This window comes from Methylobacterium sp. Leaf456, from assembly GCF_001425465.1.
Lineage (GTDB): Bacteria > Pseudomonadota > Alphaproteobacteria > Rhizobiales > Beijerinckiaceae > Methylobacterium.
Map to the genome: position 1 here is coordinate 145,251 of NZ_LMQV01000001.1, position 26,916 is coordinate 172,166.

Annotated in this window: 23 protein-coding genes; 9 read left to right on the top strand and 14 right to left on the bottom strand. The window is 71.1% G+C overall.

Features of this window, described 5'->3' with window-relative positions:
- Positions 1–226 precede the first annotated feature (226 nt).
- Together ASG52_RS00715 and ASG52_RS00720 are read left to right on the top strand one after the other, a co-directional pair.
- Positions 227–700, top strand: a complete 474-nt coding sequence (locus ASG52_RS00715; RefSeq protein WP_056237600.1) for a RidA family protein — start codon at positions 227–229, stop codon at positions 698–700.
- Positions 697–1,455: a glycerophosphodiester phosphodiesterase family protein gene (locus ASG52_RS00720; protein WP_056237601.1), complete on the top strand. Its 759-nt coding sequence runs from the start codon at positions 697–699 to the stop codon at positions 1,453–1,455. Before ASG52_RS00715 ends, ASG52_RS00720 begins: the two co-directional genes overlap by 4 nt.
- 4 nt (positions 1,456–1,459) lie before the next feature.
- On the opposite strand, the gene ASG52_RS00725 is transcribed toward ASG52_RS00720, so the two are convergent.
- From ASG52_RS00725 to ASG52_RS00755, 7 genes are all read right to left on the bottom strand, one after another.
- Complete coding sequence (locus tag ASG52_RS00725) at positions 1,460–3,145, bottom strand: methyl-accepting chemotaxis protein (protein WP_056237607.1); 1,686 nt, start codon at positions 3,143–3,145, stop codon at positions 1,460–1,462.
- Between the two features lie 245 nt (positions 3,146–3,390).
- A complete protein-coding gene (locus tag ASG52_RS00730; RefSeq protein ID WP_056237608.1) occupies positions 3,391–4,509 on the bottom strand; it encodes an alpha/beta fold hydrolase in 1,119 nt (372 codons plus the stop codon).
- Positions 4,506–6,011 carry a glycerol kinase GlpK gene (glpK, locus tag ASG52_RS00735; RefSeq protein ID WP_056237612.1) on the bottom strand — a complete coding sequence of 502 codons (1,506 nt, stop codon included), beginning with the start codon at positions 6,009–6,011 and terminating at the stop codon, positions 4,506–4,508. The genes ASG52_RS00730 and glpK overlap by 4 nt, the downstream gene beginning before the upstream one ends.
- Positions 6,012–6,064: 53 nt before the next feature.
- A complete protein-coding gene (locus tag ASG52_RS00740; protein ID WP_082552281.1) occupies positions 6,065–8,980 on the bottom strand; it encodes a matrixin family metalloprotease in 2,916 nt (971 codons plus the stop codon).
- A gap of 122 nt (positions 8,981–9,102) precedes the next feature.
- Entirely contained in the window at positions 9,103–9,642 is a 540-nt protein-coding gene (locus tag ASG52_RS00745; RefSeq protein ID WP_056237623.1) for an ankyrin repeat domain-containing protein, read from the bottom strand.
- Between the two features lie 82 nt (positions 9,643–9,724).
- Positions 9,725–10,009, bottom strand: a complete 285-nt coding sequence (locus ASG52_RS00750; RefSeq protein ID WP_056237625.1) for a hypothetical protein — start codon at positions 10,007–10,009, stop codon at positions 9,725–9,727.
- Positions 10,010–10,257: 248 nt separating this feature from the next.
- Entirely contained in the window at positions 10,258–11,601 is a 1,344-nt protein-coding gene (locus ASG52_RS00755) for a KpsE/RkpR family capsule polysaccharide export protein (protein WP_056237627.1), read from the bottom strand.
- Positions 11,602–11,917: 316 nt separating this feature from the next.
- Here ASG52_RS00755 and ASG52_RS00760 point away from each other — a divergent pair, with 316 nt between their 5' ends.
- From ASG52_RS00760 to ASG52_RS00775, 4 genes are read left to right on the top strand one after another with little or no spacing between them, the layout of a single operon-like run.
- The gene (locus ASG52_RS00760) at positions 11,918–12,256 is read left to right on the top strand and encodes a hypothetical protein (protein WP_056237640.1); all 339 of its coding nucleotides are present in this window, start codon (positions 11,918–11,920) and stop codon (positions 12,254–12,256) included.
- Positions 12,249–13,316, top strand: a complete 1,068-nt coding sequence (locus ASG52_RS00765; RefSeq protein WP_056237645.1) for a lysylphosphatidylglycerol synthase domain-containing protein — start codon at positions 12,249–12,251, stop codon at positions 13,314–13,316. Before ASG52_RS00760 ends, ASG52_RS00765 begins: the two co-directional genes overlap by 8 nt.
- 40 nt (positions 13,317–13,356) lie before the next feature.
- A complete protein-coding gene (locus ASG52_RS00770) occupies positions 13,357–13,596 on the top strand; it encodes a DUF4926 domain-containing protein (RefSeq protein ID WP_056237649.1) in 240 nt (79 codons plus the stop codon).
- Positions 13,597–13,605: 9 nt separating this feature from the next.
- Positions 13,606–13,953, top strand: a complete 348-nt coding sequence (locus ASG52_RS00775) for a DUF6883 domain-containing protein (protein WP_200945546.1) — start codon at positions 13,606–13,608, stop codon at positions 13,951–13,953.
- 13 nt (positions 13,954–13,966) lie between these two features.
- Here the strand turns inward: ASG52_RS00775 and ASG52_RS00780 are convergent, their stop codons facing one another.
- The 4 genes from ASG52_RS00780 to ASG52_RS00795 are packed head-to-tail and all read right to left on the bottom strand — an operon-like array spanning position 13,967 to position 17,473.
- Positions 13,967–14,743, bottom strand: a complete 777-nt coding sequence (locus ASG52_RS00780; RefSeq protein WP_056237650.1) for an ABC transporter permease subunit — start codon at positions 14,741–14,743, stop codon at positions 13,967–13,969.
- Positions 14,740–15,654 (bottom strand): ABC transporter permease, encoded by a 915-nt coding sequence (locus ASG52_RS00785; protein ID WP_056237653.1) that lies wholly within the window; start codon positions 15,652–15,654, stop codon positions 14,740–14,742. The genes ASG52_RS00780 and ASG52_RS00785 overlap by 4 nt, the downstream gene beginning before the upstream one ends.
- Positions 15,651–16,727, bottom strand: a complete 1,077-nt coding sequence (locus tag ASG52_RS00790; RefSeq protein WP_056237659.1) for an ABC transporter ATP-binding protein — start codon at positions 16,725–16,727, stop codon at positions 15,651–15,653. Before ASG52_RS00790 ends, ASG52_RS00785 begins: the two co-directional genes overlap by 4 nt.
- 41 nt (positions 16,728–16,768) lie before the next feature.
- A complete protein-coding gene (locus ASG52_RS00795) occupies positions 16,769–17,473 on the bottom strand; it encodes a Crp/Fnr family transcriptional regulator (RefSeq protein WP_056237667.1) in 705 nt (234 codons plus the stop codon).
- 340 nt (positions 17,474–17,813) lie between these two features.
- Between ASG52_RS00795 and ASG52_RS00800 the strand changes: the two genes are divergently transcribed.
- From ASG52_RS00800 to ASG52_RS00810, 3 genes are all read left to right on the top strand, one after another.
- Positions 17,814–18,044: a hypothetical protein gene (locus ASG52_RS00800; RefSeq protein ID WP_286158900.1), complete on the top strand. Its 231-nt coding sequence runs from the start codon at positions 17,814–17,816 to the stop codon at positions 18,042–18,044.
- An 81-nt stretch (positions 18,045–18,125) separates the two neighbouring features.
- The gene (locus ASG52_RS00805; protein WP_056237672.1) at positions 18,126–20,792 is read left to right on the top strand and encodes a DUF2339 domain-containing protein; all 2,667 of its coding nucleotides are present in this window, start codon (positions 18,126–18,128) and stop codon (positions 20,790–20,792) included.
- A 301-nt stretch (positions 20,793–21,093) separates the two neighbouring features.
- Complete coding sequence (locus ASG52_RS00810) at positions 21,094–21,489, top strand: hypothetical protein (RefSeq protein WP_056237675.1); 396 nt, start codon at positions 21,094–21,096, stop codon at positions 21,487–21,489.
- A gap of 123 nt (positions 21,490–21,612) precedes the next feature.
- On the opposite strand, the gene ASG52_RS00815 is transcribed toward ASG52_RS00810, so the two are convergent.
- The 3 genes from ASG52_RS00815 to ASG52_RS00825 form a co-directional block, all read right to left on the bottom strand.
- Entirely contained in the window at positions 21,613–22,485 is an 873-nt protein-coding gene (locus tag ASG52_RS00815) for an SDR family oxidoreductase (RefSeq protein ID WP_056237676.1), read from the bottom strand.
- Between the two features lie 89 nt (positions 22,486–22,574).
- Complete coding sequence (locus tag ASG52_RS00820) at positions 22,575–25,514, bottom strand: FAD-binding and (Fe-S)-binding domain-containing protein (protein ID WP_056237680.1); 2,940 nt, start codon at positions 25,512–25,514, stop codon at positions 22,575–22,577.
- A gap of 258 nt (positions 25,515–25,772) precedes the next feature.
- On the bottom strand, positions 25,773–26,741 hold the full coding sequence (locus tag ASG52_RS00825; RefSeq protein ID WP_056237682.1) for a UDP-glucuronic acid decarboxylase family protein: 969 nt from the start codon (positions 26,739–26,741) through the stop codon (positions 25,773–25,775).
- Positions 26,742–26,916 lie beyond the last annotated feature (175 nt).

The following is a 26,916-nucleotide window of genomic DNA, read 5'->3' on the forward strand; positions in this document are numbered from 1 at the left end:
CGCGGCCGAGCGCATTGTCCGATCACGAAGGCCAGTTCAGCCCCCAATGGCCTTTTCCCTTCAAGGCTCGGAGCAATCCGAGCCTTTTTTCTTGCGCGCTGTGCAAGCCGTTGCCAGCGAAGGCTTTCTCCCGAATCCACTGTCGTCTGCGGACCGAAGCGCCCCCTTGCGCCCGGCCCTGCCCCCGTGCTTCGTCCCCGGCGACGAAGCAGGAGCCACACACGCGATGAACTCGGTCAAGGAACGCCTGGAAGCCCTCGGGCTCACCCTGCCGAAGGCGGCGGCTCCCGTGGCGAACTACGTGCCGTTCGTGCGCTCGGGCAACCTCGTGATCATCTCCGGCCAGATCTGCTTCGGGCCCGACGGCAAGCTCGCCGACGCCCACAAGGGCAAGCTCGGCGCCGAGGTCTCGAACGAGGCCGGGATCGAGGCGGCCAAGCTCTGCGCGCTGAACGTGCTCGCTCAGATCGAGGCGGCGGTGGGCGATCTCGACCGCGGCGTCGTGCAATGCCTGCGGCTCGGCGGCTTCATCAACGCCGTGCCGACCTTCGCCGGGCTCGCCCCCATCATGAACGGTGCCTCCGACTTGATGGTCGCGGTGCTGGGCGACAAGGGCCGCCACGCCCGCTCCACCGTCGGCGTCGCCGAACTTCCCCTCGACGCCGCGGTCGAGGTCGAGGCGATGTTCGAGGTCGCGTGAGCCGCGCCCTCAACGCGCCCGGCTGGCTGACCGCGCGGCCGATTGCCCATCGCGGCCTGCACGACCGCGCCGCCGGCATCCCCGAGAACACGCTGGCTGCCGCCGAGGCTGCGGCGGCGGCGGGCTACGCCGTCGAGTGCGACGTGCAGGTCAGCGCCGACGGCGAGGCGATGGTCTTCCACGACGCCACGCTCGGGCGCCTCACCGGCACCGAGGGCGCGGTGGACGCGACGAGCGCCGCGGACCTCGGCCAACGGACGATCTTCGGTACGGCCGAGCGCATCCCGACGCTGGCGGAGTTTCTCACCCATGTCGGCGGGCGGGTGCCGGTGGTGGTCGAGATCAAGAGCCGTTTCGACGGCGACCGCCGCCTCACCCGCCGCACCGCGGAGGTGGTGGCCGGCTTCACCGGGCCGATCGCGCTGAAATCCTTCGATCCCGGCATCGTCGGCATGCTCGCCGAGATCGCGCCGGCCATCCCCAGGGGCATCGTCGCCGAGGCGAGCCAGGACGATCCCGAATACGACCGCCTGAGCCCGTCGCTGCGCACCGCGCTCTCGGGCCTGCTCCATCTCGACGAGAGCCGGCCCGACTTCCTGTCCTGGCGCGTCGGCGACCTGCCGGGGCCGGTGCCCTATCTCTGCCGCCGTCTCGGGGGCATGCCGGTGATGACCTGGACCGTCCGCACGCCCGAGCAGCGGGCGCTGGCCGCAGCGCACGCCGACCAGATGGTGTTCGAGGGGTTTCGGCCCTGAAGGATCAAGCCGCCCGCACGGTGTCGAGGAAGCGGGCGACGTCCGCACCAAGCTGCTCGGATTGGCGCGACAGCTCGGTGGCCGAGGCGAGCACCTGGGAGGCCGCCGCCCCGGTTTCCTCCGCGGCCGAGGCCACGCCCGCGATGTTGGTCGTCACCGCGCCCGCGCCGGTCGCGGCCTGGGCGACGTTGCGCACGATCTCCTGCGTGGCCGCGCCCTGCTCCTCCACCGCCGCCGCGATGCCGGTGGCCACACCGCTGATCTCGCGGATGCGGCCCGCGATGCCGTCGATCGCCGTCACCGCCTGACCGGTCGAGGCCTGGATGCGGCCGATCTGGCCGGTGATTTCTTCGGTTGCCCGTGCGGTCTGGTTGGCGAGTTCCTTCACCTCCGCGGCGACGACCGCGAAGCCGCGGCCGGCCTCGCCGGCGCGGGCAGCCTCGATCGTGGCGTTCAGCGCCAGAAGATTGGTCTGGCCGGCGATGGTGGCGATCATCGCCACCACGTCGCCGATGCGGGAGGCCGCGTCCGACAGGTCGCGCACGAGCACCGCCGTTTGCCCGGCTTCGCCCACGGCGGCCTGGGCGAGCGCGGCCGAGCCATCGACCTGACGCCCGATCTCGGCCACGGAGGCGCCGAGTTCCTCCGCCGCCACCGCGACGGTGCCGACGTTGGACGCCGCCTCGTCGGCCGAGGCCGCGACCGAGCCGGACTGCGCCGCGGTCTCGGCGGCGGTGGCGGTCATCGCGCGCGCGGTCCCCTGCAACTGGGTCGCCGCCGCCGAGAGGCCGCCGATGACGCCGCCCACGCTCCGCTCGAACGCGTCGGCCATGTCGCGGGCCGCCGCCTTGCGCTGGGCCTCGGCCCCGGCGCGGGCGAGCGCCGATTCCTCCTCCAGCGCGCGGGCGCGGATCAGGTTGTCCTTGAACACCTGCACGGCCGCCGACATCGCGCCGATCTCGTCGCGCCGGCCCCTTCCCGGCACGTCGAGGGTGGCGTCGCCCGCCGCCAGCTGGCCCATCGCCGCGGTCATCCCCTCGATCGGCCGCGAGATGCCGCGCCAGCCGAACAGGGCGGCGAGAAGCGCCGAGAGCAGCGTCACCGCCATGGCGATCCAGGCCGTCATCGCGGCCGAGGCCGCGCTGCCGACGGCGTGATCGACGCTGTCCTTGGCGCCGCGCTTGTTCAGGGCGAGGTTCTCCTGCAGCACCTTGGTGGCGGCCTGCGCCAGCGCCAGGGTGTCGGGCCTGGCGAGCAGGGTCAGCGCCTCGGCCTTGCGACCGGCCCGCATCATCCCCACGACCTCCTCCAGCCGAACGGTGTAGGTCGCCCAGGTGGCGGAGAAGCGCTCGTAGAGCGCCCGCTCCTCGGCCGAGGCGATCAGCGGCTCGTAGGCCTTGCGCAGGTCGGCGAGCGCCTTCTGGCTGACCCGAACGCTCTTCTCGTTGGCGGCGAGCAGCTCCGGCGTGTCGGAAGTGGAGGCGTAGCGGTAGGTCTTCACCCGCTCGTCGCGGGTCGCCGTGCTGATGTCGCCGAGCAGGCCGACCGAGGGCAGCCAGTTGTCGGCGATCGCCCGCACCTCCCGGTCGATCGTCGCGAGCTTGACGATGCTGAGCCCGCCCTGGACCGCGGCGACGACGGCGAGCAGGCTGAACGACCCGGCGAGAGCCGTTTTGAGGGAGACGCGCATGCTGTAGTCCGGTCGGGGCGAGAGCAGTTCTGGTGACCGGATTAATAATTTAAAGCGTTAATTTTCCGTCGCGGATGGATCGGTAAAAGTCATCGTGCCTCTATCGGCCGGGCAAGCGCGCATCACGCCGCCGTGATCGGCGCGGTCACAGGGTGAGAAACGATCATCCGCTAAGTTCGCGGCGGAACGACTTCGGACGTCTTGCGTATTGTGCCCGGATCTTCAGCCTATTCCGCCCGACGGCCTCAGCGCTTGGCCGGTCCCTCCGGCGAATTCGCCCCTTCGGTCTTCGCTTCGGGCGCCCCCAGGAACTCGGCCAGATGCCGCTTCCACAGGGAGGCGTAGCGCAGGGACTGGTGGCCGTGGGTCTCGGGGGAGGCCGGCACCAGCACGAAGCGGCCGTCCTTCACACGCGCCATCGCGGCGTTCATCACGTCGAGCTGGGGTGGGTTCAACTCGTCGTCGGAAAAATTCACTGCCAGCACCTTGGCCTCGATCTTCGCCAGATCGGGGAAGGGGTCGTAGTCGAACGAGGAATCGAACCAGCGCAGCCAGTCGTTGGCGTCGGCCTTGTCGGCGTAGCCCGCGACCATCTTGTCGTAGGTCGCGTCCGACGCGGCGCGGGTGGGCGTCTGTTTCTGGAGACCCAGCACGCTCTCGGTCATGATGTTGAAGATCGGCAGGATGCGCTCGAAGCTTTTGGGCTGCTTGGTGTAGTCGCCGCCCTGCCAGTCGGGATCGGAGCGGATGCCCTCGATCAGCAGGCGCCGCCACAGGGCGTTGCGGCCGCTGACCGGAATCGGCTGGCTCGCCACCGCCATGATCAGGTCCATGGCTTGCGGATAGCGGATGCCCCACATCCAGGCCTGCATCCCGCCCATGGAGGTACCGAGCACGAGGCGCAGGCGCTTGACGCCGAGTTCCTCGACCACCCGGTGCTGGCCCTCGACCACGTCGCCGTAGCCGTAGCGGGGGAAGCGGCCCTTCAGCCCGTCGGACGGCTTCGAGGAGCCGCCGCGCCCGAGCCCGTCGGGCAGGATGACGTACCAGCGCTTGGCATCGAGCGGCGCCCCCTCGCCGAACAGCTCGGGGCCGAGCGTCGGGATCAGGAAGCTCTTTCCGGTGCCGGTGGTGCCGTGCAGGACGAGCACCGCGTTGTCGATCTCGCCGTCGGCGCCGCGGTGCAGCGTGCCGAGCGTGGTGTAGTGCAGCTTGGCCTGTTGCAGGCTCTCGCCGCTCGCAAGGCGCAAGTCTTTGACGACGACATCGCCCTCGCTCTGGCCCGGATACGTCTGCGGCGCAGCCTCGGCCGCGCTCCCGAAAAGCATGGTCATCGCCAGAAGTGCCGCCCGCCCGTGCCTCATGCCTCGTCCTCCACCCAGCCGAAGGAGCGCTCCACCGCCCGGCTCCAGCCGGAGAACAGCGCTGCGCGCCGCTCCGCGTCGAGATGCGGATGCCAGCGCCGGTCAACCGCCCAATTGTCCGTGAGGTCCGACAAGCCGCCCCAGAATCCGGTGGCGAGGCCCGCGGCGTAGGCCGCACCCAGCGCAGTCGTTTCCGAAACCTTCGGGCGCAGGGTCTCGCGGTCGAGGATGTCGGCCTGGAACTGCATCAGCAGATCGTTGACGACCATGCCGCCGTCGCAGCGCAGCTCGCTCAGGCGGATGCCGGAATCGCGCTCCATCGCCTCCAGCACCTCGCGGGTCTGGTAGGCGGTGGCTTCGAGACAGGCGCGGGCGATGTGGCCCTTGTTGGCGTAGCGGGTCAGCCCGATGATGAGGCCGCGGGCGTCGTCGCGCCAGTGCGGCGCGTAGAGGCCTGAGAAGGCCGGCACGACGTAGACGCCGCCGTTGTCCTCGACGCTGCGGGCCAGCGCCTCCACCTCGGCCGATTCCCTGATCAGCCCGAGATTGTCGCGCAGCCACTGCACCAGCGCGCCGGTGATGGCGATGGAGCCCTCCAGCGCGTAGGCCGGAGGCTCGTCGCCGATGCGGTAGGCGACCGTCGTGACGAGGCCGGCCTTCGAGGCGACGGGCTCCGTGCCGGTGTTCATCAGCGCGAAGGCGCCGGTGCCGTAGGTGTTCTTGCCCTCGCCCGGTGCGAAGCAGGTCTGGCCGAAGAGCGCCGCCTGCTGGTCACCCAGGATGCCGGCCACCGGCACGCCCTCGAACGGGTCGCGGGTCTCGCCCAAAACCGCGCTCGACGAGACGATTTTTGGGAGCACCGCGCGGGGGATGCGGAACACGCCGAGCATGCCCTCGTCCCAGTCGAGGCTGGCCAGCGACATGAGTTGCGTGCGGCTGGCATTGGTCACGTCGGTGACGTGCAGGCCCCCCTCCTCGCCGCCGGTGAGGTTCCAGACCAGCCAGGAATCGATGGTGCCGAACAGGGCGCGCCCGTCCTCGGCCTTCTCGCGGGCGCCCTCGACATGGTCGAGCAGCCACGCGAGTTTCGAGGCGGAAAAGTAGCTCGCCAGCGGCAGGCCGGTGAGGTCGCGGAACCGGTCGCGCCCACCGTCGCGGGCGAGCGCGGCGACGTGCCGGTCGGTGCGGGTATCCTGCCAGACCAGCGCGTTGTGCAGCGGTTCACCGGTCGTGGCATCCCACAGCAAGGCGGTCTCACGCTGGTTGGTGATGCCGATTGCCGAGAGGTCGGAGGGCTCCAGCCCGGCCCGCACCAGCCCCTCGCGCATCACCGTGCGGGTGTTGCGCCAGATCTCGCGGGCATCGTGCTCGACCCAGCCGGCTTTGGGAAAAATCTGCTCGTGCTCGCGCTGGGCCTGCCCCAGGATGGCGCCGGAGCGGTCGAACACGATGAAGCGCGTGCTCGTGGTGCCCTGGTCGATCGCCCCGACCGCTTGCGCCATGACATCCCTCCCCGGCCCCGGATCGCTCAGCGTCCGGGGCCGCGGGGGCGATCCTACACGACGATCAGGAAGTCGGAAGCGCTCAGCACCGCGACCTTGTCGAGCACCGCGATCTTGACCTGGGCCTGCGCGCCGGTGCCGTCGGCGTCGTAGAACAGGCTCTTGGTCTTGGCGTCGAAGATCAGGCGGTCGTCGGCGTCGTGGGCGCTCGTGCCGGCATGGAACTGCCCCTCGGCGAACCGCCCGGCCTTCAGCGCGGTGAACACGTCGTCGTCGAGGTAGAGCTTGTCGGTGCCGGCCGTGAAGTCGGCGATGCGATCGACGTTGCCCGCGCCGAGCTTCGTGTCGAACACGAAGCGGTCGGCGCCGATCCCGCCGCTCAGGATGTCGGCGCCCGCGCCGCCCTTGATCATGTCGTCGCCCCCGCCCCCCGTGAGGCGGTTGGCGGCGGCGTCGCCGATCAGGACGTCGGCGCGGTTGCCGCCGACGACGTTCTCGATGCCCTTGAAGACGTCGCGACCCAATCCGGTGCCGGTGGCGTGGTAGACCACGGTCTTGCCGTCGACGGTCGCGCTCATGCCGTTCAGGTCGATCCGGAGCTTCTCGTTCACCGCGCCGTAATCGGCGGTGTCGCCCTGGGTCTCGCCGCCGCGTCCGCCGTCGAGGACGTCGTCGCCCGTGTCGCCGATCAGCCGGTCGTCCCCGGCCTCGCCGACGAGCGTGTCGTTGCCGGCCCCGCCCGAGAGGCGGTTGGCGGCGGCGTCGCCCTTCAGCACGTCCGCGCCCTTGCCGCCGACGACGTTCTCGACGTTCTTGAGGACGTCGCGGCCGATCTCGGTGCCGGTCGCGTGGTAGATCACGGTCTTGCCGCCGACGGTCGTGCTCATGCCGTTCAGATCGACCCGGACCTGCTGGCCCGCCGCGGCGTAGTCGGCGGTGTCGCCCTGGGTCTCGCCGCCGCGTCCGCCGTCGAGCGTGTCGTCGCCCGCGCCGCCGATCAGCCGGTCGTCGCCGGCCTCGCCGACAAGCGTATCGTTGCCGGCCCCGCCTTCGAGCCGGTCACCGCCGTCGCCGCCGTCGAGGATGTCGGCGCCGTCGTTGCCCTTGAGCAGGTCGTTGCCGGCCCCGCCCGAGAGGCGGTTGGCGGTCGCGTCGCCGGTCAGCACGTCGGCGCCGCGGCCGCCGACGACATTCTCCACGTTCACGAGGGCATCGCGGCCGATCTCGTCTCCGAGGGCGTGATAGGTCACGACCTTGCCGCCGACGGTCGCGCGCGTGCCGTTCAAATCGACCCGGATCTGCAGGCGCGCCTCGCCGTAATCCGCGGTGTCGCCCTGGGTCTCGCCGCCGCGACCGCCGTCGAGCGTGTCGTTGCCCGTGCCGCCCACCAGCCTGTCGTCCCCGGCCTCGCCGAGGAGCAAGTCGTCGCCCGTGCCTCCCCCGAGCTGGTCGTTTCCGGCCCCGCCCCAGAGGCGGTCGTTGCTGTCGCCGCCGTCGAGGATGTCGGCTCCGTCGCCGCCCTTGAGCACGTCCTTGCCCGCGCCGCCCGACAGCTTGTCGTCCCCGGCCTCGCCGAGGAACGTATCGCGGCCCGCGCCTCCCTGGAGCAGGTCGTTTCCGGCCCCGCCGTCCAGGCTGTCGTCGCCATCGCCGCCATCGAGGATGTCGGCCCCGTCATGGCCCCAGAGCCAGTCGTTGCCGGCCCCGCCCCAGAGGCTGTTCGCGGCCGCGTCGCCGTACAGTGAATCGAAGCCGCTGCCGCCGACGGCGTTCTCGATGCCCTTGAGGGTATCGCGGCCGATCTCGGCCCCGGTGGCATAGAGGCCGCCTAGATCGACGGAAACGTCCCGGTACGCGTCGCCGTAATCGGCGGTGTCGCCCTGGGTCTCGCCGCCCTCGCCGTCGAGCAGGTCGTTGCCCGCCCCGCCCGAGAGCAGGTCGTCCCCGGCCCCGCCGACGAGGCGGTCGTCGCCCGCACCGCCCGCGAGGAAGTCGTCGCCGGCCTCGCCCCGCAGGACGTCGTTGCCCTCGTCCCCGCCGAGCCCGTCGTCCCCGGCCCCGCCGAGCATCGTGTCCTTGCCGGTTCCGGCATGGAGGATGTCGTCGCCGGTCCCGCCGTAGACGGTGTCGTCGCCGTCGTCGGCGAAGACCACGTCCGCGCCCGCCCCGGCCTCGATCCGGTCGTCGCCGGCGCCGCTGAACACGAGGTCGTCGCCGGCCTCGGCCCGGATCACGTCCCGGGTCGAGACGCCGCGGATCGTGTCGGCGCCCGCGCCGCCGGTCTGGGTCAGGGTGTAGGTCTTGTCGTCCCAGCTCCAGCTGGCGACCTGCGTGCCGCCCGTATCCTTGCCGCCGTAGAGATAGGCGATCGCCGCCTTGTCGAGGTCGCCGAGCTTGGGCAACGTCGAGGGCACGTCGCCGTAGCTCATGACCGTATTCTCGACGGTGTCGAGGGTGGGATCGAGCAGGACGTCGCCCTCGAAGGGGTGCTTCAGGCCGAGCGCGTGGCCGATCTCGTGCGTCAGCACGTGAATCTCGTCGTAGAACGAGTAGTCGTTGACGGACAGATCGAGGAATACGTCGCCGCCGGGCGCCAGGGAGTAGGACCCGCCGCGGTCGATCGCGGTGAAGGGCTCGTAGGCGAAGGCCGCGGCGTCGGCCGAATCCGGGTCCTTGCCGAGGTCGTAGCGCCCGAACCGGATGTCACCCTGGCCCGCCGGAACCAGAAGGAATTCGATCCCGCTGGCCGCCGCCCAACTTCCCAGGGCGAACGAGACGGCCGTCTCCTCCATCTGGGTCAGCGACGCGAACGAGTCCTTGAACTCGACTGAGAATCCCAGATCCGAGAGATAATCGTAGGCTGCGGTCTCGAAGGAATAGGTGATGAACACCGGTTTGCCGACAGTCTTGTCGCCCCACCAGCTCGATCCCGATAATAGGGCCGTGTAATCGCTGACTGTCGTGGACATCGTGACATCACCTCTGCCCTTGGCCTAGGTGACGATCGGCCGTTCCACAAGCACACGTTGCTGCTCGACTGAAAAAGCGCTCTGCGCGTGGCGTTTGGGCGACACCGGTACGGCAGAGGCGGTCAGTCCGCGGCCCGCTCCAGCAGGGCCGAGGTCTCCCGCGCGCCCATCTGCCGGGCCAGCTCCGCGGCGTTCATCCCCGAGGCGTCGCGGCGGGCCGGGTCGGCGCCGCGGGCGAGCAGCCGTTCGACGATGGCGACGCGGTCGAACATCGCCGCCAGCATCAGCGCCGTGCGCGCGCCGTCCGCCGTGCCGTCCACTGCCGCGCCGCGGTCGAGCAGAAGATCGACGATGCCCGCATCGCCCTTGAAGGCGGCGCCCGCGAGCGGGGTCTGGCCGCGGTCGTTGGCGAGTTCGGGGTCCCCGCCGGCCTCCAGCACCACCCGCGCGGCCTCCGTCTGGCCGTTATAGGCGGCGAGCATCAGCAGGCTGTCGCCCTTGTCGTTGCGCAGGTTGGCCGGCAGCCCCTGCGCGAACAACCCGGCCAACTCCTCGGCATGCCCCATCCGGGCGTATTGGAAGACGCGAGCCGCGAAGGCGAGGGTGGCGTCGTCGAGGACGGGGGGCGCGGAAGGCGGCGTCTCGGGGGAATCGGCCTGCATCGGGGGCCTCGTCGGGCTGTGCGGAAGGGGTCGGGGCCGTGATGTGGGGGGCGGAGCGGGTTCGTCCAGCGGGCTCACCCGGTCAGCGCCGCCGCCCGGAGAGCCGCGCGGCCTCGGCGTCCTGGGCGGCCTTGGCCTCGGCGATCTTGCGCAGGGTCTGGAAGCGGGTGATGTCGAACTCGACGTCCCGGATCGTCTCCTCGATCAGGTGGCGCTGCAGCAGGATGCCCGGATCGTCGGCCGCGAGCCCCTCGCGCTCCTGCAGCCGCTGCACCGCCGCCCGCACCACGTGGTAGACCTCCTCGCGCTCTTCCCGGCTCATCGCCGGGCTCACCGCGCGGGCGACGAGATCCGAGAAATCCGCCATGGGGCCTGCTCCTGTGACACGTTCCGGCGACGACCGGGGCCGCTCCGCAAGGGGAGGGACATCGCCCGCGGCGGCGACCCGATCAAGGGGCGAGGCCCCAAAGCCGTGGCCATCGCCCGATCGTGCGGCAGCACCGTATAACCGGGCGCGAAGAGCGCCCCGCGCAGCGGCCTCGGCTACGCCGAGGCGTCGAGCGGAGCAAAAGCCTATGGCCGCGGATGCCGCCGCCGGCGCCTGAGGCCAAGCAATTACAACCTATTATCGACGACGGCGGACCGGATCAGGGAGACCGCACTCCAGAACATCGTGAATAGGAACGCCGCCACGGCGACGGCGTGGAACGGGGCCGGATAGGCCGAGTAGCTCGGCAGCAGGGGCTCGACGAAGGTCGCGAGATAGATCTGCTGCTTCGAGGCGGCGACGCGGGCGCGGTCGAGGATCATGTTCATCGACGCGTGCAGCTTCTCGGCGATCGTCTGCTCGACCATCAGGCCCTCGTATTCGAGCAGGGCCTGGGTGAGGTTGTGCGAGGCGTCGGTGACGAGGCCGTCGGTGGTGAGGCGGTTCTGCAGGTCCTTCATCTGGCCGTCGATGGCCGCGACGGTGGCGACGAGCACCTGGATGCCGCGGGTCCGCTCGTCGAGCTTGGAATCGCGCAGGACGCGCAGGTCGTTCTCGGCCTTGATCTTGTCCTTGCGCAAGAGTTCGATGGTGGTGACCGTCGCCTGGGCCGACTGCACCGGATCGATGATGCCCCAGCGGTTGCGGAACTCCTGCAGCGCCATGCGGGCGCGCTTGAGCCGCTCGACCGCCTTGTCGACCTCCTTCTGCGCCTGGACCAGCATGTCCTGCTGGGCGCGGCGGGAGATCGTGTTGATCAGGGTCTCGGACTGGGCGATCACCTCCTTGGAGATCGCCACCGCGTCCTGGGGCGAGAAGGCCCGTACGGTCAGCCGGATCACGCCGGAGACGACGTCGATCTGCGGCGTGACGTGGTTGCGCCAGTGGCGGACCAGCCGCTCGACCGGCTGATCGGCGTTGTAGCGCGCCCAGAAATCGATCCCGTCGCCCGAGAACATCTTCTCCAGGCCGAGCTTGGCATCGACCGACTCCACCAGCGGGCGACTCTTGATGTAGTCGCGCAGGATGAAGCTGTCCTGGCTGTTATGCTTCTGGATCAGGTCCTGGTACATGCCGAGCGAGGTGGTCGTCATCGGCTCGATGTCGCCGCGCACCGCGAACTGCGATTCGGTGACGTATTGCGGCGTGGCGAGCGCGAAGACGTAGAATCCCACCGCCGCCGTCGGCACCAGCACGAACAGGCAGTAGCTGCGGATCAGCCGCACCAGCATCCGCGGCTGCGGACGCGCTTCCTCCTCCTCCCCCCGGCGCCGGAGGCCGGGCAGGCGGGTCCAGTTCAGGGTCCGGCGCATCCGCGCCGCCAGGGCGCCGCGCCGGCCCGCGGGTACGGGCTCGAGCGTCTCGGCGTTGCGCCGCAGATCCGGCACGGAGCGGCGGGCGAGGTCCATGAGCGACTTGACGCTCGGGCTCGACCGGACCTTCGTCTCCTGCTTGATCTCGTCCGAACTCATCGAAGGGACATCCTCGCGGGGAAACCGCCGCCGGCCGTCGGCCGGCCCTGTGCCGACCTGCCGCCGGCGACCTGTCGCACCCGGCTGCGAAGCGCCGGGCGGGCGCTCGCGGCCACGGCTGAGGTCACGTTCTTTTCGGCCCTTTTTAAGGCGCGGCTTAAGGCGCGGCGATCCGCCGGGATTGCCGCGCGGGGCGACGGCTGCGATAGGCCGCCCTCGCTCTGCAACGGCAGATGCGCGAGAAGCAGCGCGGGACGCGACGGGAGCGGAGGGGCGATTGGGACGGCGTCAGCAACCGGACGGCCCGGCCCACGCAATGGGGCCCCGCACGGCGAAGGCCGGCTTCGCGGAGGTCGTGCTGGTCTGCGGCAAGTGCGCCAAGCGCCAGGGCGTGGACCGCAAGCGGCTCGGCCGCGCCCTCAAGCGCGCCGCCGCCCGGCCCGAGGGCGAGGCGCGTGCGAAGGGTCGTAAAGTGAAGATCATCGAGACCGGCTGCCTCGGCCCCTGCCCCAAGCGCCTGCTCGCGGTGGCGACGCCGGCCTCCCTGGCGCGGGGCCGCGTCGTGCTGCTCGCGCCTTGCCTCGACGCGCTCTCGGCCGCCTCCCTCTCGCTCGACACGCCCGCCTTACCGCCCGCGCCCGACGCCGATGGCTGACCCCGCCTCCGCGCCGCGCCGCCTGCTGCGGGGCCTGATGCGCCGCCTGCCGCTCCTCGGGACGCTGGCCGGGCTGGCGCTCGGCACGTGGCTCGTGGCCACCAACGACCTGACCGCGATCGGCGACGCGTTCGGGCGCATCGGTGCGCTGGGGCTCGCCGGCCTCGTCGTGGTCCGCGCGCTCATCATCCTCTTGTGCGGGCTCGCCTGGGCCCGCCTGCTCGCCGGCGTCGCGGCCGCCGCGCCGGGCCGGGGCAGGATCGAGACCGGCGCCTTCGTGATCCTGCGCTTCGTGCGCGAGGGGGTGAACGTGCTGTTGCCCGTCGCCTCGGTCGGCGGCGAGGTGGTGGGCGGGCGCCTGCTCACCTTCTGGGGCGTGGTCGGCAGCTTCGCGGCGGCCTCGCTGCTCGCCGACATGCTGATCCAGGTCGCCACGCAGGTGGCCTTCACGGTGCTCGGCGCCGGCCTGCTGTGGCGCCTGCCCGGTGAGGCCGCCGCGGCGCTGGCCCGCTGGACCGTGGAGGTCGCGGCCGTCGCGGTCGCGGCGGTGGCGGCCTTCTTCGCCTTGCAGCGGCTCGGCTCCGCCCGCGGCCTGGAGCGGCGGCTCTCCGGCCTCCTGCGCCGCGTCCTCGGCGCCTCCGAGCCGGACGCCGCCGCGGGCCCTTCCGTCCGCGACGCCCTCGACGCGGTCTGGGGGCGCGACCGCCGCGGGCCGCTCGCCCAGGCGACGCTGCTCCACGCCGCGGGCTGGCTGCTGGGCGCCGCCGAGATCTGGATCGTGCTCGCCTGCATCGGCGTCGAGGCGAGCCTGACCGAGGTCTTGGTGCTGGAATCGCTTTCCCAGGCCATCAAGTCGGCCGCCTTCCCTGTGCCGAGCGGGCTCGGGGTGCAGGAGGGCGGCTTCGTCTTCGTCGGCGCCCTGTTCGGGCTGGATGCCGGCATCGCCATCGCCCTGTCGCTGGCCAAGCGCGTCCCCGACGTCGTCCTCGGCCTGCCCGCGCTGCTCGTCTGGCAGACGCTTGAGGCCCGGCGCGCGCAGGTGTTGGCGCCGCCGGGGTAGGGTGGCTTGCCGAATCTCCGGCGCGGCGTAGACTCCCGAAATGTCGTTCGTCACGCTGCACCGGGCTCGCAATCCCGACGAGACGCAGGCTCTCCTTCCGGAATTGAGCGTGGTCGAGACCCTGTGCACCCTGACGACGGATGACGGCCAGCCGGTGCCGGCCGGCGCCCGCGGCACGATCGTCGCCGTGTACGGTCGCGGCGAGGCCTACGAGGTCGAGTTCGCCGCCCCCGTCGTGGGCAACTGCACCGTATCGGCCGACCTTCTCCGGGCCGCCTGAGACGACGGCGTGGCGGATGACCGGCAACCGGATCTAGCCATCGCCGACGACAAGATCGGTCGCTACCTCCTGAACGTCGATCACGCGGAAGGCGGGGCGAAGGCGCGGTTCTTCATCGCGCGCGGCTTCGACCCCGCTGCGCCGGGGGCCTTCGTCGAGGCTCTGCTCGATCATGGCCGGTCCCGGCATCTCGTCTCGGAGACGGCCGGCCCCTTCGGCGTGAAGAGCGTGTTCGAGGGGCCGCTTTCGACGCCCGACGGGGCCGATCCGATCGTCCGGTCGATCTGGCACAGGGCGATCGTCGATGTCCTGCGGATGCTGGTGACGGCCTATCCGATCCGATCGCGGCCTCCGTGAGAAAAGGGCCCCCCTACGCCCCCTGCCCCCGCCGCGCGGTGAGCCACGACGCCGCCAGCACCACCAGCCCCACGGTTGCGATCATCAGGGTCGAGGCGGCGTTGATCTCCGGGTTCACCCCGAGCCGGACCTGACTGTAGAGCCGCATCGGCAGGGTGGTGGCGCCGGGGCCGGAGACGAAGCTCGCGATCACGAGGTCGTCGAGCGACAGGGTGAAGGCGAGCAGGAACCCCGCCGCCACCGAGGGTGCGATCAGCGGCAGGGTGATGCCGAAGAACACCCTGGCCGGCGAGGCGCCGAGGTCGGCTGCCGCCTCCTCCAGCGAGCGGTCGAGGCCCTTGAGGCGGGCGCCCACCACCACAGCGACGAAGCCGGTGGCGAAGGTGGCGTGCGCGATCACGATGGTGGCGATGCCCCGATCCAGGCCGATGCCGACGAAGAGCAGCAGCAGCGACAGTCCGGTGATGACTTCCGGCATCACCATCGGGGCGTAGAGCAGGCCGGTATAGGCGCCGCGCCCGCGGAAGCGCCCGTGCCGGTCCAGCGCGAGCGCGGCCAGCGTCCCGAGCACGCCCGCGATGGCGGCCGAGAGCAGCGCTACCTTGAGCGAGACCAGCGCCGCGGCGATCAGCGGCCCGTCGGCGAACAGCACCGCGTACCAGCGGGTCGAGAACCCGCCCCAGACGGTGACGAGCTTCGAATCGTTGAAGGAATAGACCACGAGCACGAGGATCGGCGCGTAGAGGAAGACGAGCGCGAGGCCGAGCGCGGTGCGGGCGAAGGCGCTCATCGCCCCCTCCCCTCGGCGGCCTCTTCGCGGCGCATCTCCGCCTCGCGAAAAAGCACCACGGGGCCGACGATCAGGATCAGGAGCAGCACCGCGACCGCCGAGGCGAGCGGCCAATCGCGGTTCGAAAAGAATTCGCTCCACAGGACGCGCCCGAGCATCAGCGTGTCCGAGCCGCCGAGCAGGTCGGGGATGATGAACTCGCCGACCATCGGGATGAAGCAGAGCAGCGCGCCGGCCGCCAGCCCCGGCAGGGCGAGGGGCAGGGTGAGCGTGAAGAAGGCCCGCATGCGCCCGGCCCCCAGGTCGGCGGCGGCCTCGAGCAGCGTCGGGTCGAGCCGGCTCATCACCGCGTAGAGCGGCAGCACCATGAAGGGGAGGTAGGCGTAGGTCAGGCCGACCAGCACGCCGGTGGGGGAGTCGAGGATCGGCAGAGGGCTCGCGATCAGCCCGAGCTTCGTCAAGGCGCCGTTGAGCAGCCCCTCGGGCTTGAGGATCGCGATCCAGGCGTAGACCCGGATCAGAAAACTCGTCCAGAACGGCACGATCACGAGCGCCACGAGGATCGGCTGCCAGCGGGCGGAGGCGCGGGCCATGGCGTAGGCGGTCGGCGTGCCGATCAGCGCCAGGATCGCGGTGGCGAGGCCGGCATAGCCGAGCGAGGACAGGGCGGCGTCGCGGTAGAGCGCGTCCTCCACGATCATCCGGTAGTTCTGGAAGTCGAGCGCCTCCAGGAACTCGCGCCAGCCCTCCAGCCCGCCCTGCCAATCGATGACCGGCAGGTAGGGCGGCTGGGCGGTGGCGGGGGAGGAGAAGCTGATCTTCAGCGTCACCGCGAAGGGCACGAGGAAGAACAGCACCAGCCACACGAGCGGCAGCCCGCGCACCAAGAGGCGGGCGAAGCGCCCGCTCATGCCGGCAGCACCCGCGCGGCGTCCGCCGGGATCGCCACGGTGACGGCCGCGCCGACATTCGGCATCGGCTCCGTCATCGGCAAAGCCGCGGAGGCGCGCAGCACCGAGCCGTCGGCCATGGCGATCCGCGAGCGGATGCGGTCGCCGAGGAAGGTCTGTTCGAGGAGCGTGCCGGGCAGGCCGCCCGCCCCGCCGAGGCCTAGCCGCTCGGGCCGCACCGCGACCACCACGGCGGCGCCCGCCGCGCCCTCCCCGCTCGCGCGGATCGGCCCGAGCGCGGTCTCGACGGTGCGCAGGCCGCCGGGCTCGTCCGGCCCGAGCCGGCCCTCGATCAGGTTGACGTCGCCGAGCAGGCCGGCGACGAAGCGGTTCGCCGGGCGCTCGTAGAGGTCGCGTGCCGGGCCGACCTGCACGAGGCGCCCACGTTCTATCACGCCGATGCGGTCGGCGAGCGCCATCGCCTCCGCGGGATCGTGGGTGACGACGACGAAGCCGGTGCCGAGCCGCCGCTGGATCGCCCGCAACTCGCCTTGGGTCTCCTCGCGCAAGGTGCGGTCGAGGGCGCCGAGCGGCTCGTCGAGCAGCAGCAGCTTGGGCTCCCGCGCCAGCGCGCGGGCGAGCGCCACCCGCTGCCGCTGCCCGCCCGACAGCTTGTCCGGGTTGCGCGCCTCGAAGCCTTCGAGCCGCACGAGCTTCATGAGGTTTTCGACCCGCTCGGCCGCCTGCCGCCGGCTCAGACTCAAGCCCTTCAGGCCGTAGCCGACATTGGCGGCCACGCTCATATGCGGAAACAGCGCGTAGGACTGGAACATCATGTTGACCGGTCGCCGGTGCGGCGGCAGCGCGGTCAGGTCCGCCCCGTCGAGCCGGATCGCGCCCGCATCCGGAGCCTCGAACCCGGCCACCAGCCGCAGCAGGGTGCTCTTGCCGCAGCCGGAAGGGCCGAGCAGGCAAAACACCTCTCCGGCTGCGAGATCGAGGGAGACGCCATCGACGGCCGTGTGGGGGCCGAAGCGTTTGGTGATCCGCTCCAGGCTGAGCAGCGGGGCGGAGGGGGGAAGGGGCGCGTGCAAGGCGATCGGTCAGGGGCTCGAAAGGACCTGGCTCATCCCTATCACGCGTCTTCCCGCAGCGCCTCCTGCACCCGCGCTTCCAGCAGGTCGGGGCGGCGGATCACGAGGGCGCCGCGGGTGCGGTCGATCAGGCCCTCGCCGGCCATCACGGTGAACTCGCGGGTCACCTGCTCGCGGCGGCAGCCGATGCGGGCGGCGAGCACGTGGTGGTAGGGCGGCGGCGTCACCACCCGCTCGCCCGAATGTTCGGGATTTTGTCCCGCCCGCGGCACCGAGAGGCGCAGGAGTTCGGCGTAGAGGCGGTGGCGCAGGTCGAGCAGCGCGTGCTCCATCAGCCGCGTGTTCAGCTCGCGCACGCGCTTGGCGAGCAGGCGGAACAACCGGTCGGCGATGGATTCGGAGGCGAACACGATCTGGCGAAACACGGTGGCCGGGACCACGCAGACCTCGCCGCGGGTCAGCGCCGTGACGTTGGCCGAGCGGCCGATCCCGTCCAGCGCGGCGAGTTCGCCGAAGAAGGCGCCCGCGCGCATCTCGCCGAGGATCACTTCCTTGCCGGATTGCGAGCGGTTGAGGATGCGCACCTCGCCGGTGGCGAGGAAATACACGTCGGTCGAGATGTCGTCGTAATCGACGAGCGTCTCGTTCTCGTCGAAGCGCCGCCAATGGCAGCGCGTCTCGTAGGGAGTGAGATCGACACCCGGCTCCTTGAAGAACGGGATGCTCGCCAACCGGCCTGTCGCCACGCCTCTAAAACCTTCTTCGCGCGGGGCGGATCGTGGGGCGGCGCTTGCTGCCGGTCAAGCCGTCGCGGGCCGGCAGGCCCACCTTCGCCGTGGATGAGCCCGCGCCGACCGGCGCGCAGGAAACCGTAGCGCTCACTTCGACCCTCTTGCAACCGAAAGATTTGATACGGAACGAATAAGAAACGTCGCTTGCGCACCCATGATTTGACGCGCCGTGCAACAGATTTTTTGCCGGCCGATGGAAAATTTCCTGCGTGATTTTGGAAGAGAGTAACCGTAGAGTTAATTCTCGAAACCGCTGCGGTCGCGGAGTTAAACAATGTTGGATACGGGCCGTGATTTGTTTCTCCAAGACGCCTTCAAGGTAGGACTGATTTCATCCAGCGGCAGCGCAGGATCGATTGGGTGCCTGATCTGGGATGCTTCGCCCGACGGGGTCGATGTCGAAGTCGATCCGGCGGCGGTCGTGCCCGACACCGTCCATCTCTCGATCGCCTCGCTGGCGATCGACCGGCCGTGCGCCGTGGTGGAGCGCGAGGGCAGCCGGCTGCATCTCGTCTACGTGCGCTGAAGGCCCATCGGTGAGGGGCCGCACCCGCATCGCGCCCCGGCTGCGCTAAGCTCCGGCTTTCCGAACCGGACGGCCGGGCCCATGGACGACAGCTTCTTTCTTCTCCTCGCTCTCCTCGGGCTCGCCCTGGCGGTGGCCGGCCCCGCCGGGCTGCTCGTCGCGCTGGGGCAGCGCGGACGCATCGCCGCGCTGGAGCGCCGAATCGCCCGGCTGGAGGGTGCCGCCGCCGTGAGGACGGAGGTGCCGCAGCCGGAAGCGCCCAGACCGGAACCGCGCTCACCGGAAGCGGTGCCGGTTCCTCCAAGGCAGAACCCGAATCCCGCGGTCACTCCTCCCAAAACCGCTCCCAAAATCACCTCCCCGGCCCAACGGCCGCCCGTGCCGCGTCCGTCCCTCGAAGAACGCTTCGGCACCCGCTGGACCGTCTGGGTCGGCGGGCTGGCGCTCGCCTTCGGCGCGGCGCTGCTGGTGCGCTACTCGGCCGAACGGGGCTTTTTCGGGCCGGGCGTGCGGGTCGCGGGCGCCGTGCTGCTGGCGCTCGGGCTGCTCGCCGCGGGCGAGTTTCTCCGCAGGCGGCTCCGGGGGACGGCGCCGACCCCGCCGAACTGGCCCGACGTGCCGGCGGTCGTCACCTCTGCCGGCACCGTCGCCCTGTTCGGCGCGCTCTACGCGGCGCACGCCCTCTACGGCTTCCTCGGGCCGCTCGCGGCGTTTTCCGGGCTCGCCGCGACGGGGCTCGCCGCCATGGCCGCGGCGCTGCTGCACGGGCCGGCGCTCGCCGGCATCGGCCTCGTCGGGGCGATGGCGACCCCGCTCCTCGTCGGCGGCGGCTCGGCGGGTGTGTGGCCGCTCGCGCTTTATCTCCCCGTGGTGGCCGGCAGCGCCTACGGCTTCGCGTGGCTGAAAGGTTGGCGGGCGCTGGCCGTCGCGGGCGGGCTCGGGGCGGCGGCGTGGTCGGTGCTGATGGCGCTCCACGCCGCCGGGGCCGGGCCGGCGCAGGCGCATCTCGTGCTGCAAGGCGCGCTCGCGGCCCTGGTGCTCGCCATGCTGCCGGGGCGCGGCGTGCCCGATCCCGAGGCGCGCCTCGACCGATTCGCCGCCGCTTCGCTCGCCGCCTTCACCCTCGTCGCCGGCGCGGTGCTCGGCCTCACCGCGGAGGAGGGCGCGCAGGCTGGCTGGATCGCGGCGGCCTTCGCGACGGTGGCGCTCCCCGCCGCCGCCGGTTTCCTGGCCGCTCCCGCCGCCCTCGGCCTGCCGGTGGCGGCGCTGGCGCTCGCGGGCGTCCTCGTGGTGTGGCCGGAGGCGGGCGAGGCCGCGCGCGACCCGCTCGGCCTGTGGCACGGCGTCGATGCAACTGGTGCCCTGCCGTGGTTCGCTCTTGTGGCCGCAGCCCTCGTTGCGGGCGCCGGCACGCTGCGCCTCCTTGGCGGCAGCCGCCTGCCCTACGCCACCGCCCTCGCCTATGCGGCGGGCGCCGGTTCGGGGCCGCTCGCCGCCCTGGGACTCGCGTATCTGCGCCTCTCCGACGGCGGGGTCGCGCCGGGCTTCGCCGCCGTCGCGGGTGCGCTGGCCGCCCTGTTCTGCGGGTTGGCCGCCGCCTTCCGCCGCCAGGGCGAGGGCACGCCCTCCCCGGCCCTCACCCTCGGGCTCGGCGCCTTCGCGTCCGCCGCGGTGGCAGCGCTCTGCCTCGGCCTCGTCTTCGCGCTGTCGGGCGGCTCGCTGACGCCGGCGCTCGCGGGCGCGGCGCTCGCCACCGGGCTGATCGCCCGGCGCCTCGACATCCCGGCGCTCCGCTGGTGCGTCGCCGGTCTCGCGGCCCTGGTGGCGGCCCGGCTCGCCTGGGACCCGCTGCTGACCGGCCCCGGCCTGTCGGGGACGCCGATCCTCAACGGGCTCCTCATCGCCTACGGCCTGCCGGCCCTGTGCCTCGGCCTCGCCGCATGGGTGATCCGCCGCGGCGCCCCGGATGTCCCGGAACAGGTGACGCAGGCGGTGAGTCTCGTGCTCGCCGGCCTGCTCGTGTTCCTCCAGATCCGCCACGCGCTGCACGGCGGCGACCTCACGGCCCCCGACACCAGCCTCGTCGAGCAGGGGCTGACGACGCTCTCCGCCCTCGGATTCTCCCTGGTGCTGGGGCGCGTCTCGGGAGCGGCCGCCTCGCCGGTGATCCGGTTCGGTGGCCTCGCCTTCGCCGCGCTCGCCCTGCTGCAAGGCGCGCTCGGCCTGGGGTTGGCGGCCAACCCGGCGCTCACCGACGAGCCGGTGGCGGGCGGCCTCGTCTTCAACGACATCGTGCTGGCCTACGGCGCGCCTGCGCTCGCCGCGCTCGCCCTGGCGCGGGCCGCGCAGGGGCGCCGCCCGGTCTGGTTCGTGCGGGTCGCGGGGCTTCTCGGCCTCGGCCTTGCCTTCCTCGGCACCTGCCTCGCGGTGCGCCACGGCTTCCAGGGCGAGCGGATCGGCCTCGACCGGGAGACGGGGCAGCCCGAATGGTACGCCTATTCGGCGGCGTGGCTGGTGCTGGGCCTGCTGGCGCTCGCCGACGGCATCCGGCGCGGCTCGACGCTCGCCCGCCTCGCCTCGGCCGTGCTGGTCGGGCTGGCGACGCTCAAGGCGTTCCTGTTCGATCTCGCCGGGCTGGAGGGCCCGTTGCGGGCCCTGTCCTTCCTCGGGCTCGGCGCCTGCCTCATCGGCATCGGCCTCGTCTACCAGCGGCTCGTGTTTGCGCGGCCCGCCGGGGAGCCGGGGTGAGGCGATCCCATTCCGGGACCGCGCCGGAAACGGGCCCTTGAGGGCAGGCTAACCGGAACCGGGCATGGTCCCCGTCGAGCCGCGTTGCGTATCGGCTCCGTCGTGCGGAACACGACACGCCCCGCCGCTCCCCCAGCGAGCGGCGGGGTCGCCGCCCGCTCCGGGCGATGCCGGACGGCCCGCCGCAACCCTTGAGTGATCGAAACTGTTTCCACTTTCTCCCACCGAAGCGATCGGGCGGGATAGGACGGCCTCGCGTAAGGGTTACGACGGAGCCGGACGAGGACACGGGACAGGCGGGATGGCGGACAAGCCGACGGACGAGGACGACCGGGCGGTGGAACGGCTGACGTTCTACATGCTCAAGGAGACCTACGGCGCGGCGGCCGCAGCGCTGATGCGGATGAACCCGCGGGCGGCGAGCGAGCTGTTCCAGGCGTTCGAGCGCCAGATCGCCGAGGCTTTGGAGCGGATGCACGTCCACCGCTCGGAGGGGCCGGATTCGACGACAATCGCGGTCGCGGTCGGCGGCCGCATCGCCGACATCCTCGACCACGCCCACCGCCGCCAGTTCGAGACGAGGCCCGCCGAGCCGCAGCCGGAGGACCCCGCCCTCAAGGCCGCCCGCGAGGCCGGCATCTCGCAGGATGCGGTGGAGATGCTCGCCACCCTCCAGAGCCGCTGGCCGAAGGACTGAAAAAGTCGAAGGTTTCGAAAGGACTTAGTCCTTTCGCGGGTCCAGGGCAGAGCCCTGGGAAGACGCCGGGGCCTTGCCCCGGCACCCCACCAAAGGACTCGTCCTTTGGAATCCCGGACTTTCTCAGAGCACCGGCATGGCGCCTGCGACCGTGATCAGTGCGCCGGAGGTGTAGCTGCTCTCTTCGGCGGCCAGCATGACGTAGGCGGACGCCAACTCCGCCGGCTGGCCGGGGCGGTTGAAGGGGACTTGGCTCCCAAAGGTCTTCACCGCGTCCTGGCTCATCCCGGAGGGGATGAACGGCGTCCAGATCGGGCCCGGCAGCACGCCGTTCACGCGGATGCCCTTCTCGGCGAGCAACTGGGACAGGCTCAGCACCATGTTGCTGAGCGCGCCCTTGGTGGCGCTGTAGGCCATCAGGGTCGGCATCGGGTGCTTGGAGTTCACCGAGGAGGTGAAGATCACGCTGCCTCCCGGCGGCAGATGCGCCAGAGCCGCCTTGGTGGCGTAGAACGCGCCGAACACGTTGGTGCGGAAGTGTTTTTCGAACACCGCGTCGTCGAGCGCGTCGAGCCCCTGGTTCGGCTCCTGGAAGGCGGCGTTGTTCACCAGCACGTCGAGGCGGCCGAACGCTTCGGCCGTGCGCTCCACGATCGCGCGGGCGAAGGCGGCCTCCTTGATGTCGCCCGGCAGCAGCAGGGCGCGCCGGCCGGCCTTCTCGATCCACTGGCCCACCGCCTCGGCGTCCGCCTGTTCCTCGGGCAGGTAGGCGATGGCCACGTCCGCGCCCTCGCGGGCATAGGCGATGGCGACCGCCCGGCCGATGCCGCTGTCGCCGCCGGTGATCAACGCCGCCTTGCCGTCGAGCTTGCCCGCGCCCCGGTAGCTTTCCTCGCCGTGGTCCGGCTCGGGCTGCATCTTCGACGTCTTGCCCGGAAAACTCTGGGGCTGCTCGGGGAAGGGCGGACGCGGGTATTTTGTGAGTGGATCGGTCATCGCAGGTCCTTGATGGAATGCCGCGACAACCGGAGACGGGAGAGGGTGTTCCGACCCCGCGCCGCAGGGCCGCGGGGTCGGGTCGAGGATCAGGCGAGGGCCGCGTCGAGCACGCGCGCCACGTGGATCGCCTCGCGCTTCAGTCCGTCATGGATCTGATGGCGGCAGCTGGTGCCGTCGGCGACGACGAGGTCGTCGGGCGCGGCCTTGCGGAGGGCCGGGAACAGCGAGAGTTCGGCCATGGCGAAGGACACGTCGATGGTGTCGGCGCGGTAGCCGAACGCCCCGGCCATGCCGCAGCAGCTCGACTCGATCACCCGCACGTCGAGTCCCGGCACGTGGCGCAACACCGTCTCGACGGAGCCCATCGCCCCGAAACTCTTCTGGTGGCAGTGGCCGTGGAGATGCGCGACGCGACCGCCCTGGTCCTTCATCGGCAGGGCAATGCGACCCGCCGCGAGGTCGGCGGCGAGCAGTTCCTCGAACAGCAGCGCGCTCTGCGCCAGCGTCTTCGCCTCCTCCCCCGGCAGGAGTGACAAGAATTCGTCACGGAAGGTGAGGAGGCAGGAGGGCTCCAGCCCGACCACCCGCGCGCCGGCCCGCACGAAGGGCAGGAGCGCGTCCAGCGTCCGGCGCGCCTCTTCCCGCGCCCGGTCGGTCTGGCCGGAGGCGAGCCAGGTGCGGCCGCAGCAGAGCGGGCGCCGGCCGGAATGGGCCAGCACGCGGTGCAGGCGGTAGCCCGCCGCGCTCAGGACCCGCTCGGCGGCCTCCAGGTTCTCGCGCTCGAACGCGCGGTTGAAGGTGTCGCCGAACAGGACGATGTCGCGGAAGTCACCCGTCACGTCGGACGGGTGGGCCGGCTCGCCCGCCTCGCGCCAGGGCCGGCGCCACGCCGGCAGCGAGCGCCGGGCCGAGAAGCCGAGTTTCTCTTCGCCGAACTTCGCGAGCGGGGCGTAGCGGTTACGCAGGTTGAGCAAGGGCGCCAGCGCGGCGGCGAGCCCGGCGTAGCGCGGCATCTCGGCCACCAGCCGCTCGCGCAGCGGCAGCCCGTGCCGGGCGTGGTAATGGTGCAGGAACTCGACCTTCATCTTGGCCATGTCGACGCCGGTCGGGCATTCCCGGCGGCAGGCCTTGCAGGAGACACACAGGTCCATCGTGCGCTTCATCTCAGGGCTCAGGAACGCGTCCTGGCCGAGCTGGCCCGAGATGGCGAGGCGCAGGGAATTGGCCCGACCCCGCGTGAGGTGCTGCTCGTCCTTCGTCGCGCGGTAGGACGGGCACATGGCGCCACCCGCGAGCTTCCGGCAGGTGCCGTTGTTGTTGCACATCTCGACCGCCGGGCCGAACCCGCCCCAGTCGGACCAGTCGAGCGCCGTCTTCGCCGGCTCGGTCACCGCGTAGCCGGGGCCGAAGCGCATCAGGCTCCGGTCGTCCATCTTGAGCGGACGGACGATCTTGTTGGGGTTCAGGCGGTTGTCGGGGTCGAAATCGTCCTTCACCGCCTCGAAGGCGCGGGTGAGTTTCGCGCCGAACAGCGGCTCGACGAATTCCGAGCGCGAGATGCCGTCGCCGTGCTCGCCCGAATACGAGCCCTTGTGGCGGCGCACCAGTTCGGCCGTCTCCTCGGCGATGGCGCGCATGGTCGCCACGTCGCCTCCATCCTTCATGTTGAGGATCGGGCGCACGTGCAGGCAGCCGACGGAGGCGTGGGCGTACCACGTGCCGCGGGTGCCGTGCCGCGAGAACACCTCGGTGACGGCGTCGGTGTAGTCGGCCAGATGCTCCAGCGGGACGGCGCAATCCTCGATGAACGAGACCGGCTTCCGGTCGCCCTTCATCGACATCATGATGTTGAGGCAGGCCTCGCGCACCTCCCACACCGCCTTCTGGCGGTTGGGCTCGACCACCTCGACCACGGCGTCGGGGAAGCCGTGATCGGCCATGCACTGGTCGAGCCGCTTCAGGTCGCGCTTGAGGGCAGCAAGGTCGTCGCCCGCGAACTCGGCGAGCAGCAGGCAGTTCGGCTGGCCCTTGGTGATGTCGGCGAGCGTGGTGCGGAACAGCGGGATGTCGGCGCCGAGCACCAGCACGTTGTTGTCGACGAGTTCGACCGCCACGGGATCGAGATCGACGATGTGGCGCGTCGTCTCCATCGCGGCGCGGAACGAGGGGAAGTGGCACACGCCCATGGCCCGGTGAGCCGGCAGCCGCGAGAGCTTCAGCGTCACCGACGTGGTGGCGGCGAGCGTCCCCTCGGAGCCGACGAGGAGATGGGCGAGGTTCGGCCGCGGCTCGATCAGCGAGTCGAGGTTGTAGCCGCCCACCCGCCGCTGCACCCTCGGATATCTTTTTGTGATTTCGTCGCGATGGGCTTCGGCAAGGGCGAGCATCCTGCGGGCGAGGTCGTCCGCCCGCGCGCCGCCCGTCACCGCCTGAATCTCGTTGCCGGTGAGCCCGAAGCCGAAGGTGCCGCCGTCGTGGAACAAAGCCTCGATGGCGAGAACGTTGTCGCTCATCTTGCCGTAGCGCAGCGAGCGGGCGCCGCAGGAATTGTTGCCGGCCATGCCGCCGATGGTGCAGCGGGTCGCGGTCGAGGGCTCGACGGGGAAGAACCAGCCGTCGGCCTTGAGCCGCGCGTTCAGCCGCTCCAGCACGTGGCCGGGCTCGACCGTGACCGTGCCGGCTTGCGCGTCGTAGTCCTTCACGGCGTTGAAGTGGCGCGAGCAATCGACGACGAGGCCGGAGCCGATCGGCTGGCCGTTCTGCGAGGTGCCGCCGCCGCGCAGGATCACCGGCAGATCGTGGTCGGCCGCGACCTTCAGGGTCGCGGCGATGTCCTCGGCGCTTTTGGGAAAGACCACGCCCGCCGGCATGATCTGGTAGATCGAGGCGTCGGTCGCGTAGCGCCCGCGGGTGAAGGCGTCGAAGCGCGCCTCGCCCCGCAGCACCTCCGCGAGCTTGCGGGGCAGCCCCGCCGCATTGCGGACTGCCGCCCGCGGACTCGCCGCCGGTTTCGCGCTCGCGCCCAACCGGGCCTCCCCTCTCGCCGGCCGCTGCCGGCCTTTTTGAATTCATAATTCAAGCGAGGGGGCCGGGTCAAACGGCCTTCGGTCGCGGGCCGCGTCGGTCGCTCACTCCCACCCAACCCCCCTCATCCTGAGGTGCCGCGTCAGCGGCCTCGAAGGAGGGCTCCAGGGATCGCGCGGCCGGCTGGAGCCCTCCTTCGAGGCCTCCGCTGCGCTCCGGCACCTCAGGATGAGGGGGGTGGGTTGGATGGACCGGCGGCCTCAGCCCTCCTTCGGCTCGGAAGCGAGGTAGGCGTCGAAATACCCGATCGTTTTGGTCAGGCCCTCGCGCAGCGCGATCGTCGGCTCCCAGCCCAGCACGGACTGGGCCTTGGTGATGTCGGGCCGGCGCTGGCGCGGATCGTCCGGCGGCAGCGGCCGGTGGACGAGCTTCGACTTCGAGCCGGTGAGGTCGATCACGGCCTCGGCCAGTTCCCGGATCGTGAACTCGCCGGGATTGCCGATGTTGATCGGCCCGGTCACCTCGGGGGCGGTGCCCATCATCCGCATCATCGCCTCGATCAGGTCATCGACGTAGCAGAACGAGCGGGTCTGCTGGCCGTCGCCGTAGAGGGTGATGTCCTCGCCCTTCAAGGCCTGGACGATCAGGTTCGAGACCACGCGCCCGTCGTTGGGGTGCATGCGCGGCCCGTAGGTGTTGAAGATGCGCACCACCTTGATCGGCACCTTGTGCTGGCGGTGGTAGTCGAAGAACAGCGTCTCGGCGCAGCGCTTGCCCTCGTCGTAGCAGGAGCGGAACCCGATCGGGTTGACCCGGCCCCAATATTCCTCCGCCTGCGGATGCACCTCGGGGTCGCCGTAGACCTCCGAGGTCGAGGCCTGGAGCACGGTGGCCTTCACGCGCTTGGCCAGCCCCAGCACGTTGATCGCGCCGTGGACGGAGGTCTTGGTCGTCTGCACCGGATCGAACTGGTAATGCACCGGCGAGGCCGGGCAGGCGAGATTGTAGATCTCGTCCACCTCGACGTAGAGCGGGAACGTCACGTCGTGGCGCATCAGCTCGAAGGACGGGTGGTCGAGCAGGTGGGCGACGTTGCGGCGCGCGCCGGTGAAGAAGTTGTCGACGCACAGAACCTCGTGGCCCTGCGCGATCAGCCGCTCGCACAGGTGCGAGCCGAGAAAGCCCGCCCCGCCCGTGACGAGGACCTTCTTGATGGTTCCGTAGCGCATGACACCCGCTTCGCTCTTTGTGGTGCAGCCCGTCCGGGCGCGCAATGTCGCCGGACTCCCTCGGGCATTTCGTCCCGCGGCGGCGCCCGACACCCCGAAGTTTGGTGTACCGGAACGCTGCGCTTGGCAAGGCTGCGGCCGACAAGGCTGCGGCCTGCGCTGCGGAAACGGTCCG

Bases quoted from the DNA above. Each gene is read 5' to 3' on its own strand.
- ASG52_RS00810 (WP_056237675.1), top strand. From the start codon at position 21,094: ATGGCGGACAAGCCGACGGACGAGGACGACCGGGCGGTGGAACGGCTG.
- ASG52_RS00805 (WP_056237672.1), top strand. From the start codon at position 18,126: ATGGACGACAGCTTCTTTCTTCTCCTCGCTCTCCTCGGGCTCGCCCTG.
- ASG52_RS00760 (WP_056237640.1), top strand. From the start codon at position 11,918: ATGGGGCCCCGCACGGCGAAGGCCGGCTTCGCGGAGGTCGTGCTGGTC.
- ASG52_RS00765 (WP_056237645.1), top strand. From the start codon at position 12,249: ATGGCTGACCCCGCCTCCGCGCCGCGCCGCCTGCTGCGGGGCCTGATG.
- ASG52_RS00825 (WP_056237682.1), bottom strand. From the start codon at position 26,741: ATGCGCTACGGAACCATCAAGAAGGTCCTCGTCACGGGCGGGGCGGGC.
- ASG52_RS00755 (WP_056237627.1), bottom strand. From the start codon at position 11,601: ATGAGTTCGGACGAGATCAAGCAGGAGACGAAGGTCCGGTCGAGCCCG.
- ASG52_RS00780 (WP_056237650.1), bottom strand. From the start codon at position 14,743: ATGAGCGCCTTCGCCCGCACCGCGCTCGGCCTCGCGCTCGTCTTCCTC.
- ASG52_RS00750 (WP_056237625.1), bottom strand. From the start codon at position 10,009: ATGGCGGATTTCTCGGATCTCGTCGCCCGCGCGGTGAGCCCGGCGATG.
- ASG52_RS00745 (WP_056237623.1), bottom strand. From the start codon at position 9,642: ATGCAGGCCGATTCCCCCGAGACGCCGCCTTCCGCGCCCCCCGTCCTC.
- ASG52_RS00715 (WP_056237600.1), top strand. From the start codon at position 227: ATGAACTCGGTCAAGGAACGCCTGGAAGCCCTCGGGCTCACCCTGCCG.
- ASG52_RS00770 (WP_056237649.1), top strand. From the start codon at position 13,357: ATGTCGTTCGTCACGCTGCACCGGGCTCGCAATCCCGACGAGACGCAG.
- ASG52_RS00725 (WP_056237607.1), bottom strand. From the start codon at position 3,145: ATGCGCGTCTCCCTCAAAACGGCTCTCGCCGGGTCGTTCAGCCTGCTC.
- glpK (WP_056237612.1), bottom strand. From the start codon at position 6,011: ATGGCGCAAGCGGTCGGGGCGATCGACCAGGGCACCACGAGCACGCGC.
- ASG52_RS00785 (WP_056237653.1), bottom strand. From the start codon at position 15,654: ATGAGCGGGCGCTTCGCCCGCCTCTTGGTGCGCGGGCTGCCGCTCGTG.
- ASG52_RS00815 (WP_056237676.1), bottom strand. From the start codon at position 22,485: ATGACCGATCCACTCACAAAATACCCGCGTCCGCCCTTCCCCGAGCAG.
- ASG52_RS00730 (WP_056237608.1), bottom strand. From the start codon at position 4,509: ATGAGGCACGGGCGGGCGGCACTTCTGGCGATGACCATGCTTTTCGGG.
- ASG52_RS00740 (WP_082552281.1), bottom strand. From the start codon at position 8,980: ATGTCCACGACAGTCAGCGATTACACGGCCCTATTATCGGGATCGAGC.